We start from the raw sequence: 15,543 nt of genomic DNA, 5'->3' as shown, positions 1-15,543 counted from the left end.
TTCCATGACCTCTAATCTTGGCCAACCTCAAGCCTTTATCAAAAAAAACTTAGTACCTGTCCTAGCGGATTTGCGGTTGGCAATTGTATTGCTCCTTGCGATCGCACTCTTCAGCATTTCCGGTACTGTCATTGAGCAAGGCCAATCCCTGGAGTTTTATCAGGCTAACTATCCTGAAGAGCCAGCATTGTTTGGGTTCTTAACTTGGAAAGTATTGGTGACGGTCGGCTTAGATCATGTGTATGCGACCTGGTGGTTTTTATCGTTGCTAATCCTGTTTGGCACTAGCTTGACGGCCTGTACGTTTATGCGTCAGCTTCCCGCCCTTAAGGCGGCCCGCAGCTGGAAATTCTATAAGAAACCCCGTCAGTTTGACAAACTGGCCTTGAGTACAACGCTCGATCCCGGCCAAAAGCCTTTTTTACTTGAGGCGTTGGCAAAGAATCGCTACAAAATTTTTGAAGAAGATCAGAGCATTTATGCTCGTAAAGGCATGCCTGGGCGCATTGGTCCGATCATCGTCCATGCCAGCATGATCTTGATTTTGTTGGGGTCCATTTGGGGCTCACTGACAGGATTTATGGCGCAAGAAATGATTCCCAGTGGCACCACGGCCAAGGTCAGCAATATTGTGAAATCGGGCCCATGGTCTGGGGCTCAAATTCCTGACGATTGGGCCGTACAGGTGAATCGTTTCTGGATTGACTACACGCCCGAAGGCCAAATCGACCAATTTTACTCAGACTTATCGATTGTTGATGAAGATAAGAACGAATTGGATCGACAAACGATTCACGTGAATCAGCCCTTTAAGCATAAGGGAGTGACTCTATATCAAGCAGATTGGTCCATTGCTGGAGTGCGGGTGCAGCTCAACAACAGCCCTGTTTTGCAGCTACCCATGGCACCCCTAGAGGCCGCCGGTGGCAGAATATGGGGGACGTGGGTGCCTACAAAACCGGATCTCAGTGCAGGGGTAACCCTACTTACAACGGATTTGCAGGGCACGGTCGTGGTCTACGATGAGTCCGGCAAGCTTGTTTCAACCGTAAGAACGGGCATGTCTACAGATGTGAATGACATTAGCCTAAAGTTAGTTGAACTGGTGGGTAGTACAGGGTTACAAATTAAGTCTGACCCTGGCATCCCCTGGATCTATTCCGGATTCGGATTACTGATGATTGGTGTGATCATGAGTTATGTGTCTCATTCGCAAATCTGGCTGCTAACAGTTGAGGATCAACTTTATGTGGGTGGACGCACGAACCGAGCTTTGTTGACCTTTGAGCGAGAATTGGTGGAAATGATTGAGAGCTCTACACCCGATGCAGCTTTGTCCCCACCGACGACTCCCCAACCCCAAGAAGTGGCCTAATTAGTCTAGAGAATGCGGTCTACCTTGGGGAGCCGTAAGTGCGTTTTCGAGAAAATCTTTACGACAATGACTGATTGCAATTCATGTCCCAACCCCCAACGCCTAACTCTTCCCGGTCTTCATTAAGCCCGGAGCAGCAAAAGCGACTGCGTGCCGAGTTAAAGTCTCCCTATCGTGGGTTGAGACGGTTTTTTTATATTGCTTTTGCTGGCTCTGCGTTTATAGGGGCAGTGGTATTTTTCTTCCAATTACTGGCGGGAGAAGATATCACCACTACGCTTCCGAACTTCGCCCTACAGGTTGGCGTGTTGTCCTTGATGCTATGGCTGTTTTGGCTAGAGCGGTCTCGTACCTAGACCATTCGTTGTTCAATGGCCCAGCGGGCAAGTTCTGTGCGGTTGTTTAAGCCAGTCTTCCCGAGCATGTTGCTGACGTGGCTTTCGACCGTACGTTGGCTGACGCTGAGGTCATCTGCAATCTCTCGGTTTGACATGCCTTTGGCAACGAGCTGAATAACTTTAGTCTCTGTGGGAGTCAAATCGACATCAAAGGGGACTTGAACCGATAGCTCTCCTTCTAGGGAGTTAGATTGTTTCTGCATCATCCGAGACGCTTGCTTCAGAGATGCTTCGATTTGTGCCACTAATTCATCCGGTTCAAAGGGCTTAATCATATAAACATCAGCCCCGGTGTTAAGTCCGGTGACCCGATCTTGAATTTGCCCCTTGGCTGACAAAAAGAGAACGGGGAGATAGCTAGTCTGAGGATTATCTCGAACGCGTTTGACAAACGCATAGCCATCCATCTCTGGCATCATCACATCACAGATGATTAGATTGGGGATACTTTTCTCCAGAACGCGCAGGGCTTCCCGACCATTCTTGGCCGTTGTCACCTCATATCCACGCAATTCCAAGTAATCCTTCACTAATAGAATCAGATTTGGATCATCATCAATGAGTAGCAGTTGATTTTGATCAGCTGTGATAACGTCTTGCATACTCTAGAAGCCGCCCGTGTCTTTATGCTTAGCGGTGCTCAGAAATCTTGTAACCGTAGTTTAAGTTGTCGAGCACTGCTAATGTATACCGTATTATTACTTAATCTTTCCCAAATTGAATGATAATTCAACTTCCTGCCGCTGAAATTTACGTTTCTCTTAAGATGGGCGAGTCCAGAATGGGGAGTGGAGAATCTTGAGGTTCGTCGGGTAGATGATCTAATTCCTCCCAGACTTGTTGAAGTAAAGTGTCTAGACCCTGTTGGGCCACGGCAGAGATTAAATACACTGGGCTACCGCTCATTTGCTCTAGGCTGGCTTGCTTTTGCAGCAGTAGCGCTGAGTCCATGGCATCTATTTTGTTCAATGCCAATAACTGGGGTCGCTTGTGTAAGCCTTGACCGTAGGCAGACAATTCTTTCTGAATGGTCTGGTAGTCTTGCTCTGGATTTTCAGCGGTGGCATCAACCAGATGGACTAGTAGCCGGGTTCGCTCAACATGTCGAAGGAAATCATGGCCTAAACCAACCCCCTCATGGGCACCTTCGATTAGCCCAGGGATATCAGCGAAGACGGTACCATCCCCCGTTGACCGAGGGACGACCCCCAGGTTGGGGACTAATGTGGTGAAAGGATAGTCGGCAATTTTTGGGCGAGCTGCTGATAGTACGGAAATAAGGGTTGATTTGCCAGCATTGGGTAACCCAATAATGCCAACTTCTGCCAGGAGCTTCAACTCTAGCTGAAGTCGAAGTTCCTCCCCAGGTAGTCCTGGCAGGGCATGTTCTGGTGCTCGATTACGATTGCTCAGAAAATGTTTGTTTCCCAATCCCCCTTTGCCTCCCTGGGCAACCGTTAGGGTTTGTCCATTCGTGGTTAAATCTCCTAACAGAGTCATGGAGTCTGCATCATAAATGACCGTTCCGCAGGGAACTTCAATCAAGCGGTCTTGTCCCGATGCACCGGTTAAATTCTTGGGGCCGCCCCGTTTGCCATCGTCAGCAATAAATTGGTGTTTGTATTTGAAATCAAGCAGCGTTTGGAGATTAGTTGAAGCCTGGAGCACCACTGAGCCACCTCGACCCCCATTTCCTCCTGCAGGACCGCCCGCAGGAACGTATTTCTCGCGTCGGAAGGCCACCATTCCGTCTCCCCCGTCTCCGGCTTTGACGAATATTTCGGTTTGGTCGATGAAGCGCATAAAAGTAATGCCTGGGAGAAAAATGTTGGGAAAATAGCTGTTTTGCCAGTGCTCTGGCCCACGTCTAAAGACGAATGAGGTTTGAGCGACGCTGAATGGGCAAGCTAATCTACAGCTTAACTGAGTGTTGTGGATTCATGAGCCCATTGCTCAGTCACGGCAATGACGTCTTGGTAGGCTGTTTCCAACTGGCTGAGTAAAGGGAGGCTCGGAGGTGTGGTTTGTTGCTTGATTAGGGCTTCAACTTCGGCTGCGATCGCAAACATAGCTACGGCACCCACATGAGCACTGGCCCCTTTGATGTGATGGGCTTCTCGTTTGGCAATATCGAAGTTCTGAGTTGAGATAGCAGCTTTTAAGCTGGCTAAATGTTGCTGAGTATCATCCACAAACAAATGCAAGAGCTCTTGCTCGAAATCTCGATCGCCGTCGGAGTATTCGTGAAGAAGGCTCCGATCGATGCTCATGGGAGTGATAGATGGCCATGATCTCATGGATGTCTTAAACCCTATAGTCCCAACCTATATCTGCTAATTGTCTGATGTTGTGGCAGGAGTGGCAATGGATGGATCCTGTTTTCGAAATGTTCTGTAAGTGAGTTTAGAGATCTTACGAATCAGTTCCTGGGCACGGGGATCATTGTGGGGTCTCTGAACTAAAATGGCGGCAACATAGTGCTGGCCATTAGGCATGTCGATGAGGCCTATATCCCCAACAACAGAGCCAATATCTCCAGTTTTATGGGCAATATTGGCATCCTTATCTATCCCCTGTGGAAGTAGGGTGTTGGTCACCGTCTGGCGCAAAATATCTAATGCTTGCTCGCGACTGGCAGACAAGAGTAGATCGTCATCTTTGAGCTTTAGCATTAAGGCTGCCATATCTTGAGGGCTGATGGTATTAGTCCCCTCTAAGTCTGGTAAAGGATTACGGATGGCAGTGTGCTTAAGACCCCAGGATTTAAACCGCTGATTGAGTTTTTGGGCACCCCCTAGGCGATCAATCAGCATATTGGTCGCGGTGTTATCGCTGATCGCAATCATGTACTCCGCTGTTTCTAGAGCTGAAAACGTCGTTCCCACAGGTTCATATTGCATGGAGCCGGCTTCAGATGCCACCAGATCCTGACGCATCACTAAGGGCTCATCTAGGTCAATAGTGCCAGCATCAACTTCCTCAAAAAAAGCGAGCAAGACAGGGATTTTGATAGTACTAGCGGCGGATATGCTTTTTGCCCCGTTGATATCTAGATATTCGCCAGTGCTGGGATTCAGGAAAAACATAGCGGGCTTAAGCTCCGATTGAGCTGCAGACCACTGCTGGATTTGTCCCTTGATCGTTGATAGCTCTTGCCCTTCTCGAACCAAGCGTTTCATCCGGGGCTCTTGGGACCATCGATAAAACAAAGACTGTGGACCATCCGGCTGGGTATCAAAGTTTTTCGGTTCAATCGCTGGCTCAGAATTTATTGTGCTTACAGACTTCAGGGGAATGGGGGCTAGGGCAGAGGATATAGAGGGGGACCCAGAAGATGATGAGTGGGGTGTGGGATCAAAGACGGTCAAGGCGGTACCTGCAATCGCAGCGACCCCAGAGCCAACAATTGCTAAACGAGTGAGATATACAAACCATCCCCAAGAGCTGGAATGAGTTTTAGTTCGGGGCCGGGTTGGTCGAATAGATGATTTTGAGGCAGACGAATTCCTTGGAGCCGGTTTTCGGGAAATGCCTTGGGATCTTTGGGGCTGAGGGGAAGGAGAGGGGGCTCGGAGATGCTTAGAAGGGGCGCGATGCTGAGTTTGCTGCACAAGCTGTTTGCGCATTGCTCGGCGCGTTTGATGCATCCTCCGGCGCTGCTGCCATAACTGGCGCTGCTGTCGTGAAGTCAAAGATTGCCTGGAGTGTTGAAGCACCACCCTCTCCTGAATCAACAAATTGGGCTATAGACGTGATGGAGCGCAATGTTTCAGAGGACTTTAATCCTCTTCAATCTGGATCGGCAATTTCCAAAGCTTTATTCAATCTTTGAAGCATTACCTACAGCAAAAGATTATGGGTATTTTAATCAATTTGCCTGAATTTTCCAGTGTACCTGACGAATCATCCCCCTTAACATAGCTAATTCCTGGGTTGATAGCTGGCTGCGATTAAAGAGCTGCCGTAGTTTTTGCATCCTAACGGTTGCTGTATGGGGATGGAGATAGCCGATGTCCAATAAGGCGAGCTCTAGGGCTTGATAGAACGCTTCCATTTGTTGGAAGGGGGCCAATTCTGTCTGAGGATGATTAGACTCTGCAATTCTAGGTCCAGTGGGCAGGTTGTCAAGGTCTGTGAATAGGCATTGACGCAACTCGTAACAGCAAATCGTGACGGCCTGGGCTAGATTTAAGGCTGCATAGTCAGAACTCGTAGGGATTTGGAGGAAAGCTTGGGCATGATAAAGTTCTTCATTACTCAGTCCTCGATCTTCCGGGCCAAAGATCAATGCGGCTTCATCTTCTAGTATCCAGGGCAAGATCTGTTTCGGTGCCTGAGTCATCACCTGTAATCGCCGTTGTCGGGCGGTGGTGGCCACCACTCGCTGACATCCTACGAGTGCTTCGGCTAAAGTCTGAACTGTTGTTGCCTGGGATAAGACGTCAGCGGCATGAACTGCCATCTGTTGGGCTTCTGGACCTAAGGGATCACAGTGGGGATTGACGAGCACTAACTGTCCTAACCCCATGTTTTTCATCACTCGGGCGATGCTCCCCACATTGAGGGGGCCAGCCGGCTCGACTAAAACAATTTTGATCGAGGCTAACCGTGGTTCGCTCATGGGTAACGTCACTCAAATGGATGTCTTGGAAATGCGATCGCAAACAGTATCATGCCAACCATTACAGATAATTACATATTCGGGTTGTTCGGGGTGTTGGCGAGACTTCCAACCATAACCAGATTGACACCATAGGTGGGAAGGTATTAAAAATTTTACAGAAGAAAATTATAAGTCGTTCTTGTAAATACAATCAGCTAGCAAACAAAGTGGTAGTTAAAACTCTATAGGACTCAGGATGCTTGTGCATCTATAAGCTTTAGCTTTTTACCTGCAGGATAGAGAGTAAAAAATGCTGGCAATGTCAGCAGCATCAAGATTGATATAAATCCAGAAGAGATTTGCTGGAAGCAAGGAAAGGACTCGAATTTTTTAGAGTTCCTGCTATGATGTCGCGTGTAACTAGGTGTGGGCCGAGAAGGAGCGAAATACAGTAATGCAAAGTGCAGTCGATTTAGGTGGCCGTCCCATTCACTTCATTGGTATTGGTGGTATCGGCATGTCTGCACTAGCCCATATCCTCCTCAAACGACAATTGCCTATATCGGGTTCAGATGTTCGAGCTAACCATATCACTCAAAAGTTAGAGTCCCAGGGCGCTCGAATCTTTTCTCGTCAAGAAGCTACTAACATCAAGCAGCTTTGCCAAGATTCTTCTGCCCCCCCTCAAGTGATTTGCTCAACGGCCATTCACGAGGATAATCCTGAATACCAGGCTGCTGTGCAGGCAGGATGTCCTATCTTTCATCGCTCTGATGTGCTGGCAGCGCTAATGCAAGAGTTCTCTCAAAGCATTGCAATTGCTGGAACTCATGGTAAAACAACAACCAGTAGCTTGGTAGGCTATTTATTGTTGAAAGCGAGTTTAGATCCCACCATTATTGTGGGTGGAGAGGTCGCTGCATGGGGTGGGAATGCCCGCACTGGCGATAGCCCCTATTTAGTCGCTGAGGCCGATGAATCGGATGGGTCCCTCGTTAAGTTCTTCCCTCATATTGGTGTCATTACCAATATTGAACTTGATCACCCTGATCACTACACCTCTCTAGATCAAGTGGTTGGCATCTTTGAACAGTTTGTAGACCATTGCCATACCCTGATCGTTTCGATTGATTGCCCCACTATCGCTGATCGTTTTTCTACATCAGCCCCCGATCAGCCTATGATTACTTACAGTCTGAATGCTGAAATATCGGCAGATTATACGGTGCAAAATATTGAATATTCAGGCCAAGGAACAATCGTAGATATCCTAGAACGTGAGGAGAGCTTAGGGTCATTAGAACTGCCTTTGCTGGGGGAACATAACCTCAGTAATGCCCTGGCAGCCGTTGCGATTGGCCGTTATGTAGGCCTAGAATTCCCCACCATTGCGGAAGCATTGCAGACTTTCTCGGGGGCTAAACGCCGTTTCGAAATTTATGGAGAAGCGCAAGGGATTTGTTTGATAGATGATTATGCGCATCATCCGAGTGAAATTCAAGTGACCTTGGCATCCGCGAAGCTTCAAGCCCAAGCTGCGGCTGCAACCTATTCTCAATCAAGAGTTGTAGCTGTCTTTCAGCCCCACCGCTATAGCCGTGCAATTACCTTCTTTCAAGAGTTTAGCCAATCGTTTCAAGATGCAGATTTAGTCGTTGTGACTGATATTTATAGCGCTGGAGAAGCAAATCCTGGCACTATTGATGGTCAAAAGTTGGCAAATGCAATTACCTCTAACCATTCTGCCGTAACTTATCAACCAACCCTGGCCAATGTTATCGATTTTTTACAGGGACATTTGCAATCGGGTGATGTAGTTCTATTCTTGGGAGCAGGAGATTTGAACCGTATCATTCCAGACTTACTTGCCCATTATCAGGTTTCTTCAAAACCTTCTCCTGAGGTTGTTTTGCAATGACTCAGTCTTCACCCTCCATCTTTATTGACAATGGAACCTGCGAGATTCAGCCTCATGTGAGTTTGGCAGATATGACGACATTCCGTGTGGGGGGCGCCGCAGAATGGTTTATTGCTCCCCATAATCTGGAAGAACTACAAGGTAGTTATGCATGGGCTAATGAGCAAAATCTGCCCATTACCTTTTTGGGCGCAGGGTCAAACTTACTGATTAGTGATCAGGGCTTACCTGGCTTAGTCATCTCAACGCGATATTTGCGGCAAAGGACGTTCGAGCCTGATACTTGTCAAGTCACAGCCTATGCTGGGGAATCGTTACCTAAACTGGCTTGGCAGGCTGCTAAACGAGGTTGGTCTGGATTGGAATGGGCCGTCGGTATTCCTGGAACTGTGGGCGGAGCATTGGTCATGAATGCTGGTGCGCATGGTGGATGTACTGCGGATGTTTTAGCTGAGGTTCATGTCCTAGAGAGAAATGGGACTATTCAGGTATTGAAACCTGAACACATGGCATTTCAATATCGGTCCTCTATCTTGCAGCAATCTCCCAAACCCGTTTTACAGGGGGTGTTTCAACTCAGTGCTAATCAATCTACTGACCAGGTCAAGGCAACGACTCAATCGCACTTGGATCATCGTCTCAGTACACAACCCTATGATTGGCCAAGCTGTGGCAGTGTGTTTCGCAATCCTCTTCCTCGGACGGCAGGTTGGTTAATTGAACAATCAGGATTGAAAGGATATTCACTCGGAGGGGCGCAAGTTGCTCAGAAGCACGCTAACTTCATCCTTAACTCTGATAACGCTACGGCAACTGACATCTTCAATCTGATTCATTATGTTCAGCAAAAAGTTGAGGAAAATTGGTCGTTGCTTCTCAAGCCAGAAGTGAAAATGTTGGGTGAATTCCCACAAATCACCTAGAAAGTAGATTCCCTTTACGCCTCTTGGGGTAGACTCTCAGTATCATAGTAAACAGTTCAATTTGAAGTTCCTTAAAAGAGCTCATCTAGAGCAAAGCAAAGATTCAAGCACATTAACAAACCATAAAGACTATGCCAAAAGAGCAAGGACAAGGCTTTGGCTTCGGCCTCGGCAAAATGAAAGAACTAGCTGCAGCTATCCAGAAAGCACAACAAGTGCAAGAAGGTGCAAAGCAATTACAAGAAGATCTTGAACAAATGGAGATCGAGGGTCAAGCTGGTGGTGGCTTAGTTAAGGTTGTCATGAGCGGTAACCAAGAACCTATTCGTGCTGAAATTACCCAAGAGGCCGTGGATAAAGGCCTAGATGCATTATCTGAACTGGTTGCTGAAGCGATGAAAGATGCGTACCATAAGTCTACCGACACGATGAGAGAACGCATGGAAGACTTGACAGGCGATCTTAATTTGCCGGGTTTAGGTGGGTAAGTTGACACAAGGCCGCAAAGATCTATATAGTTAGGATTTGGAAGAATTCAAAATCCTAACTCAACTTACTATCGCCCATCTATGCCCACAATTCAGCAGCTTATCCGCAGCGAGCGTTACAACACAAAGAAGAAGACAAAGTCTCCGGCTTTAAAAAGCTGTCCTCAGCGCCGTGGTGTTTGTACTCGCGTTTATACCACAACCCCTAAGAAGCCCAACTCTGCATTGCGGAAAGTCGCCAGGGTCCGTTTAACTTCTGGATTTGAGGTTACAGCCTACATCCCTGGAATTGGCCATAATTTGCAAGAGCATTCCGTTGTCATGATTCGGGGTGGTCGTGTTAAAGATTTGCCGGGTGTTCGCTACCATATTATCCGCGGTACTTTGGATACTGCTGGAGTTAAAGATAGACGTCAAAGTCGTTCAAAATATGGAGCAAAGCGTCCTAAAGGTAAGAGTTAGTAGCTCCAGCGCTCTTAACCTGAGATTGAGTAGAGTTCCCTGACTGTGGCTTATGTTTTGGGGACACCTTAATACTATTTCCCTCATCAGTTCAAGCTTTAGATAGATTGCCGCAGTTTGCGTAGTCTGACAATGTGTTCCTCGAAGTAGCGAGGATCCATAAGCCCTTAATTATTACTATCTTGTGTAGGATTTCTCATGTCTCGTCGTATTCGTGCCCAAAAGCGCCCTGTTCCTCCCGATCCGGTTTACAATAGCCGCCTCATCAGTATGACTATTCGGCGTTTGATGGCGAGTGGGAAGAAATCTTTGGCCTCTCGTATTCTTTATGATGCTTTGAAAATTATCGAAGAACGTACCAATCAAGACCCCTTAGAGGTGTTTGAAACGGCTGTTCGTAATGTAACGCCATTAGTAGAAGTGAAAGCTCGCCGGGTGGGTGGTGCTACCTATCAAGTCCCGATGGAAGTTCGATCTGATCGAGGCATTGCCTTGGCGTTGCGATGGATTATTCGCTTTTCGCGCCAGCGTCCTGGGCGATCTATGGTGAGTAAACTGGCTAACGAACTGATCGATGCTGCTAACGAAACAGGCGCAGCGATACGTAAGCGTGAAGAAACTCATCGTATGGCAGAGGCCAATAAAGCGTTTGCCCATTATCGCTACTAAGTTTTGTGAAGTTTATCTGAAAAAAGTTATAGAATCATTGCAGCAAGAATGTTGTATACCCTTATGCAAATAACTTGCTAGGGCGAAGGAGGTAGCTGTGGCACGTTCCGTCCCGCTAGAGAAAGTGCGCAATATTGGCATTGCAGCCCATATTGATGCGGGAAAAACGACAACAACTGAGCGTATTTTGTTCTACTCCGGTGTGGTACACAAGGTCGGAGAAGTTCATGATGGCAATACAGTTACTGATTGGATGGATCAGGAACGGGAGCGTGGTATCACTATTACCGCTGCCGCCATTTCCACAACCTGGCAAGATCATCAGGTCAACATTATTGATACGCCTGGGCATGTAGATTTCACGATTGAAGTTGAACGCTCAATGCGAGTATTAGATGGCGTGATTGCGGTTTTCTGTTCTGTAGGGGGTGTTCAACCTCAATCAGAGACAGTTTGGCGGCAAGCTGATCGTTATCAGATTCCCCGAATTGTATTCGTCAACAAAATGGATCGGACGGGTGCGAATTTTTTCAAGGTTTATGATCAAATTCGTGATCGTCTTAAAGCCAATGCCGTCGCTATTCAAATTCCAATTGGTAGTGAAGATAAATTTGAGGGCATTGTTGATCTAGTCAATATGAAAGCCTTCATCTATACCAATGATCAAGGTACAGATATTCAAGAGACTGAGATTCCTGAGTCTAATCAAGAGCGAGCTCAAGAGTATCGAACACTTCTAGTTGAGGCAATTGCTGAAGCAGATGATGCCTTGATGGAGAAGTATCTCGAAGGTGAATCTTTATCAGAAACAGAAGTTCAATCAGCTTTGCGTCGTGGCACCATTGCAGGCACGATAGTCCCTATTCTTTGTGGCTCTGCCTTTAAAAATAAAGGCGTTCAGCTGCTTTTGGATGCTGTGATTGACTATATGCCAGCACCGATTGATGTTCCTGCTATTCGAGGGACATTATTGGATGGCACTGAAGCTGAGCGTCCGGCTGATGATGAAGCGCCTTTGGCTGCCCTCGCATTTAAAGTGATGTCCGATCCCTATGGACGACTTACCTTTATCCGGGTGTATTCAGGCGTTCTCACCAAAGGCAGCTATATCCTCAATCCTACTAAGGACAAAAAAGAGCGTGTTTCAAGGCTGATTATCATGAAAGCTGATGATCGAATTGAGGTTGATGAGTTGCGCGCAGGAGATTTAGGAGCTGCCCTAGGTCTTAAGGATACTTTTACCGGCGAAACTCTATGCAATGCGGCGAAGCCCATTGTCCTGGAGTCTTTATTTATTCCTGAACCTGTGATTTCTGTGGCAGTAGAGCCTAAAACCAAGCAGGATATGGATAAGCTCTCCAAAGCCTTGCAATCTTTATCTCAAGAAGACCCTACCTTTCGCGTCAGTGTGGACCCGGAAACCAATCAGACAGTGATTGCAGGTATGGGTGAGCTGCATCTAGAGATTTTGATTGATCGGATGCTACGAGAATTTAAAGTGGAGGCTAATATTGGAGCCCCCCAAGTAGCCTATCGAGAGACGATTCGTAAAGCAGTGACTGCTGAAGGCAAGTTTGTACGGCAAAGTGGGGGGAAAGGCCAATATGGTCATGTTGTTGTTGAGATAGAACCCGCTGAAGAGGGCACTGGTTTTGAATTTATCTCAAAAATTGTGGGAGGTTCTATCCCTAAAGAGTTTATTGGTCCGGCTGAGCAAGGGATGAAAGAAGCTTGCGAATCTGGTATCTTAGCTGGTTATCCCCTCATTGATGTCAAAGCGACATTAGTTGATGGGTCTTACCATGATGTTGATTCTTCTGAAATGGCCTTTAAAATCGCGGGCTCAATAGCAATCAAAGATGGGGTAATGCAAGCCTCACCTGCGCTGCTAGAGCCCATGATGAAAGTTGAGGTAGAAGTACCTGAAGACTTCCTCGGCCCTGTAATGGGTGACCTCATTTCTCGAAGAGGCCAAATCGAAGGTCAAGAAGTGGCCCAAGGGCTCGCCAAGGTGACGACTAAAGTCCCATTGGCGACCATGTTTGGCTATGCCACAGATATCCGGTCTATGACTCAGGGTCGAGGTATCTTTACAATGGAGTTTGGTAACTACGAGGACGTTCCTCGTAATGTGGCTGAACCCATTATCGAAAAAAACAAAGGGAACGCATAATTCATCGAAAAGGAATAGTTGATACATGGCACGCGCAAAATTTGAACGAACAAAACCCCACGTCAACATTGGTACCATTGGTCACGTTGATCATGGTAAAACCACTTTGACAGCAGCAATCACCATGTCTCTCGCTGCCATTGGCCAAGCTAAAGCCAGGAAGTACGATGACATTGATGCGGCCCCGGAAGAGCGGGAAAGAGGGATCACGATTAATACGGCTCACGTGGAGTATGAGACGACGGATCGTCACTATGCCCACGTGGACTGTCCTGGGCATGCTGACTATGTCAAAAATATGATTACTGGGGCTGCCCAGATGGATGGAGCAGTATTAGTAGTCTCCGCTGCTGATGGTCCCATGCCCCAAACTCGTGAACATATTCTACTGGCTAAGCAGGTTGGGGTTCCCAATATTGTGGTCTTTATGAATAAGCAAGACCAGGTAGATGATGAAGAGTTGCTAGAGTTGGTTGAGCTAGAAGTTCGAGAACTTTTAAACGACTATGATTTCCCAGGAGATGATATTCCCATCGTTTCTGGCTCGGCGCTAATGGCTTTAGAAGCCCTCAATGGTGCGGACTCCATGAAGAAAGGAGACAACGAGTGGGTAGATAAAATCTACGCTTTGATGGATGAAGTGGATGCCTATATTCCTACTCCTGAAAGAGATATTGATAAGCCTTTCTTGATGGCTGTAGAAGATGTCTTCTCTATTACAGGTCGTGGAACAGTCGCTACTGGACGGATCGAGCGGGGCAAGGTTGTCGTTGGCGAGACTGTCGAGTTAGTTGGAATTAGAGATACACGCAATACTACTGTGACTGGTGTTGAGATGTTCCAAAAGACCCTTGATGAAGGGATGGCTGGTGATAACGTCGGCTTACTTTTGCGGGGTGTTCAAAAAGAAGATATTGAGCGTGGCATGGTGTTAGCCAAGCCTGGTTCAATTACTCCTCATACCCAGTTTGAGTCTGAAGTTTATATCCTCAAGAAAGATGAGGGAGGACGTCATACACCGTTTTTCCCTGGTTACCGACCCCAGTTCTATGTCAGAACGACAGATGTAACGGGTACAATCAGCGCTTTTACAGCTGACGATGGTAGTGCCGCTGAGATGGTTATGCCTGGCGATCGCATTAAAATGACAGTTGAATTAATCAACCCTATTGCGATTGAGCAAGGGATGCGATTTGCGATTCGTGAAGGTGGCCGGACTGTTGGAGCTGGTGTTGTCTCCAAAATCCTGAAATAGTCTCCTAAACAGCCCTTAAGATAGAGCTGGAGGCATAGCGGTAGTGCTTACCTTCAGCTTGTCTGACAAGATCCGATTGCTAACAGCAGTTCTACATAATTTTGCTGTCATCCAGAACCTTGACAACTTAACGATTGATCTAAGATATGACAACTCTCCAGCAACAAAAAATCCGCATTCGCCTGAAAGCTTTTGATCACCGTTTGCTCGACACATCCTGTGACAAAATCGTTGAGACTGCTAAGCGAACTAATGCCTCCCCTGTTGGACCTATTCCTTTACCCACCCGACGACGTATTTATTGTGTTCTACGATCTCCACATGTAGACAAGGACTCACGTGAGCACTTCGAAACACGTACTCATCGTCGTATTGTTGATATTTATCAGCCTTCACCCAAAACTATTGATGCGTTGATGAAGCTTGATTTGCCTGCTGGTGTTGATATTGAAGTCAAGCTTTAGTCTCGACTGTAGTTGTTAGGTGCTTGCCTGAGTTGTTTGTGAATTCTTCGGGGGACATGGGCTAGAGTGAATAAGAGTACTCCCTATCCCACCTCTCCCGTTGCTAATGGCTATTCCCTCTTCAATTGCTGTACGTGAGCTGCCCCTATTCCCTCTTCCTGATGTAGTTCTGTTCCCAGGGCGGCCATTACCGTTGCATATTTTCGAATATCGCTACCGGATAATGATGAACACTATTTTGGAAGAGGATCGACAATTTGGTGTTTTGATGTGGGACCCTAACAAAGGTGAAGCGGCTTTAGTAGGGTGTTGTGCTGAAATCACAAAGCATGAAAGACTGCCTGATGATCGAATTATGATCCTAACGCTGGGGAAACAGCGATTTAAGGTACTTCATTATGTTCGCGAAAAGCCTTACCGTGTTGGATTAGTCGAGTGGATCGACGATCAACCTCTGCAGGATCAAGACTTGCAAGCTTTAACCACAAGTGTCACACAGCTGTTGCAAGATGTTGTTAGGCTTTCTGCAAAGCTAACTGAACAAGATATTAACCTTCCAGATGATATTCCAAGTCTCCCTGTAGATCTTTCCTACTGGGTGGCGAGTAATTTTTACGGTGCGGCGTTAGAGCAACAATCTCTATTGGAAATGCAGGACACTCAGGCTCGGCTGGAGCGAGAAGCGGAGATTTTGACGTCTACACGCAATCATTTAGCAGCGCGTACAGTTCTGAAAGATACATTAGAGCCCTGATTGTATTGAGCGGCTTGTTTACCTATCGCTCCCGAAAACCAAAAATAAGCCCGGATATTTC

16 protein-coding genes are annotated in these 15,543 nt (G+C 47.0%); 11 read left to right on the top strand and 5 right to left on the bottom strand.

From position 1 onward, the window contains the following. Positions 1–4: 4 nt before the first annotated feature. Positions 5–1,375, top strand: a complete 1,371-nt coding sequence (locus I1H34_RS20610) for a cytochrome c biogenesis protein (RefSeq protein ID WP_212662815.1) — start codon at positions 5–7, stop codon at positions 1,373–1,375. Between the two features lie 83 nt (positions 1,376–1,458). Further along, on the top strand, positions 1,459–1,731 hold the full coding sequence (locus I1H34_RS20605; RefSeq protein WP_212662814.1) for a DUF3493 domain-containing protein: 273 nt from the start codon (positions 1,459–1,461) through the stop codon (positions 1,729–1,731). On the opposite strand, the gene I1H34_RS20600 is transcribed toward I1H34_RS20605, so the two are convergent. The 5 genes from I1H34_RS20600 to I1H34_RS20580 form a co-directional block, all read right to left on the bottom strand. Continuing rightward, positions 1,728–2,375, bottom strand: coding sequence for a response regulator transcription factor (locus tag I1H34_RS20600; RefSeq protein ID WP_212662813.1), 648 nt, complete (start codon positions 2,373–2,375; stop codon positions 1,728–1,730). The genes I1H34_RS20605 and I1H34_RS20600 overlap by 4 nt on opposite strands. Before the next feature lie 148 nt (positions 2,376–2,523). Continuing rightward, complete coding sequence (obgE, locus tag I1H34_RS20595) at positions 2,524–3,576, bottom strand: GTPase ObgE (protein WP_212662812.1); 1,053 nt, start codon at positions 3,574–3,576, stop codon at positions 2,524–2,526. 116 nt (positions 3,577–3,692) lie between these two features. Beyond that, complete coding sequence (locus I1H34_RS20590; RefSeq protein WP_235109690.1) at positions 3,693–4,043, bottom strand: Hpt domain-containing protein; 351 nt, start codon at positions 4,041–4,043, stop codon at positions 3,693–3,695. 63 nt (positions 4,044–4,106) lie between these two features. Further along, complete coding sequence (locus tag I1H34_RS32260) at positions 4,107–5,465, bottom strand: serine hydrolase (RefSeq protein ID WP_249369443.1); 1,359 nt, start codon at positions 5,463–5,465, stop codon at positions 4,107–4,109. A 176-nt stretch (positions 5,466–5,641) separates the two neighbouring features. Further along, complete coding sequence (locus I1H34_RS20580; RefSeq protein ID WP_212662810.1) at positions 5,642–6,394, bottom strand: RNA methyltransferase; 753 nt, start codon at positions 6,392–6,394, stop codon at positions 5,642–5,644. Positions 6,395–6,830: 436 nt separating this feature from the next. On the opposite strand from I1H34_RS20580, the gene murC reads away from it, so the two are divergent. From murC to I1H34_RS20535, 9 genes are all read left to right on the top strand, one after another. Continuing rightward, on the top strand, positions 6,831–8,294 hold the full coding sequence (gene murC / locus I1H34_RS20575; protein WP_212662809.1) for a UDP-N-acetylmuramate--L-alanine ligase: 1,464 nt from the start codon (positions 6,831–6,833) through the stop codon (positions 8,292–8,294). Next, entirely contained in the window at positions 8,291–9,217 is a 927-nt protein-coding gene (gene murB, locus I1H34_RS20570; RefSeq protein WP_212662808.1) for a UDP-N-acetylmuramate dehydrogenase, read from the top strand. Before murC ends, murB begins: the two co-directional genes overlap by 4 nt. 131 nt (positions 9,218–9,348) lie before the next feature. Beyond that, positions 9,349–9,705, top strand: a complete 357-nt coding sequence (locus tag I1H34_RS20565; protein WP_212662807.1) for a YbaB/EbfC family nucleoid-associated protein — start codon at positions 9,349–9,351, stop codon at positions 9,703–9,705. An 81-nt stretch (positions 9,706–9,786) separates the two neighbouring features. Then, on the top strand, positions 9,787–10,167 hold the full coding sequence (gene rpsL / locus I1H34_RS20560; RefSeq protein WP_212662806.1) for a 30S ribosomal protein S12: 381 nt from the start codon (positions 9,787–9,789) through the stop codon (positions 10,165–10,167). A 198-nt stretch (positions 10,168–10,365) separates the two neighbouring features. Further along, the gene (rpsG, locus tag I1H34_RS20555; RefSeq protein ID WP_012162326.1) at positions 10,366–10,836 is read left to right on the top strand and encodes a 30S ribosomal protein S7; all 471 of its coding nucleotides are present in this window, start codon (positions 10,366–10,368) and stop codon (positions 10,834–10,836) included. 97 nt (positions 10,837–10,933) lie between these two features. Next, on the top strand, positions 10,934–13,009 hold the full coding sequence (gene fusA, locus I1H34_RS20550; protein WP_212662805.1) for an elongation factor G: 2,076 nt from the start codon (positions 10,934–10,936) through the stop codon (positions 13,007–13,009). 25 nt (positions 13,010–13,034) lie between these two features. Then, entirely contained in the window at positions 13,035–14,264 is a 1,230-nt protein-coding gene (tuf, locus tag I1H34_RS20545; protein WP_212662804.1) for an elongation factor Tu, read from the top strand. A gap of 146 nt (positions 14,265–14,410) precedes the next feature. Beyond that, positions 14,411–14,728 (top strand): 30S ribosomal protein S10, encoded by a 318-nt coding sequence (gene rpsJ / locus I1H34_RS20540; RefSeq protein WP_010467965.1) that lies wholly within the window; start codon positions 14,411–14,413, stop codon positions 14,726–14,728. Positions 14,729–14,834: 106 nt separating this feature from the next. Beyond that, the gene (locus I1H34_RS20535) at positions 14,835–15,482 is read left to right on the top strand and encodes an LON peptidase substrate-binding domain-containing protein (protein WP_212662803.1); all 648 of its coding nucleotides are present in this window, start codon (positions 14,835–14,837) and stop codon (positions 15,480–15,482) included. Positions 15,483–15,543 lie beyond the last annotated feature (61 nt).

Source organism: Acaryochloris marina S15 (assembly GCF_018336915.1).
Taxonomy (GTDB): domain Bacteria; phylum Cyanobacteriota; class Cyanobacteriia; order Thermosynechococcales; family Thermosynechococcaceae; genus Acaryochloris; species Acaryochloris marina_A.
Note: the sequence above shows the minus strand (reverse complement) of the source record. Positions and strands in the feature narration are given on the sequence as shown.

Bases quoted from the DNA above. Each gene is read 5' to 3' on its own strand.
- I1H34_RS20610 (WP_212662815.1), top strand. From the start codon at position 5: ATGACCTCTAATCTTGGCCAACCTCAAGCCTTTATCAAAAAAAACTTA.
- I1H34_RS20605 (WP_212662814.1), top strand. From the start codon at position 1,459: ATGTCCCAACCCCCAACGCCTAACTCTTCCCGGTCTTCATTAAGCCCG.
- I1H34_RS20600 (WP_212662813.1), bottom strand. From the start codon at position 2,375: ATGCAAGACGTTATCACAGCTGATCAAAATCAACTGCTACTCATTGAT.
- obgE (WP_212662812.1), bottom strand. From the start codon at position 3,576: ATGCGCTTCATCGACCAAACCGAAATATTCGTCAAAGCCGGAGACGGG.
- I1H34_RS20590 (WP_235109690.1), bottom strand. From the start codon at position 4,043: ATGAGCATCGATCGGAGCCTTCTTCACGAATACTCCGACGGCGATCGA.
- I1H34_RS20580 (WP_212662810.1), bottom strand. From the start codon at position 6,394: ATGAGCGAACCACGGTTAGCCTCGATCAAAATTGTTTTAGTCGAGCCG.
- murC (WP_212662809.1), top strand. From the start codon at position 6,831: ATGCAAAGTGCAGTCGATTTAGGTGGCCGTCCCATTCACTTCATTGGT.
- murB (WP_212662808.1), top strand. From the start codon at position 8,291: ATGACTCAGTCTTCACCCTCCATCTTTATTGACAATGGAACCTGCGAG.
- I1H34_RS20565 (WP_212662807.1), top strand. From the start codon at position 9,349: ATGCCAAAAGAGCAAGGACAAGGCTTTGGCTTCGGCCTCGGCAAAATG.
- rpsL (WP_212662806.1), top strand. From the start codon at position 9,787: ATGCCCACAATTCAGCAGCTTATCCGCAGCGAGCGTTACAACACAAAG.
- rpsG (WP_012162326.1), top strand. From the start codon at position 10,366: ATGTCTCGTCGTATTCGTGCCCAAAAGCGCCCTGTTCCTCCCGATCCG.
- tuf (WP_212662804.1), top strand. From the start codon at position 13,035: ATGGCACGCGCAAAATTTGAACGAACAAAACCCCACGTCAACATTGGT.
- rpsJ (WP_010467965.1), top strand. From the start codon at position 14,411: ATGACAACTCTCCAGCAACAAAAAATCCGCATTCGCCTGAAAGCTTTT.
- I1H34_RS20535 (WP_212662803.1), top strand. From the start codon at position 14,835: ATGGCTATTCCCTCTTCAATTGCTGTACGTGAGCTGCCCCTATTCCCT.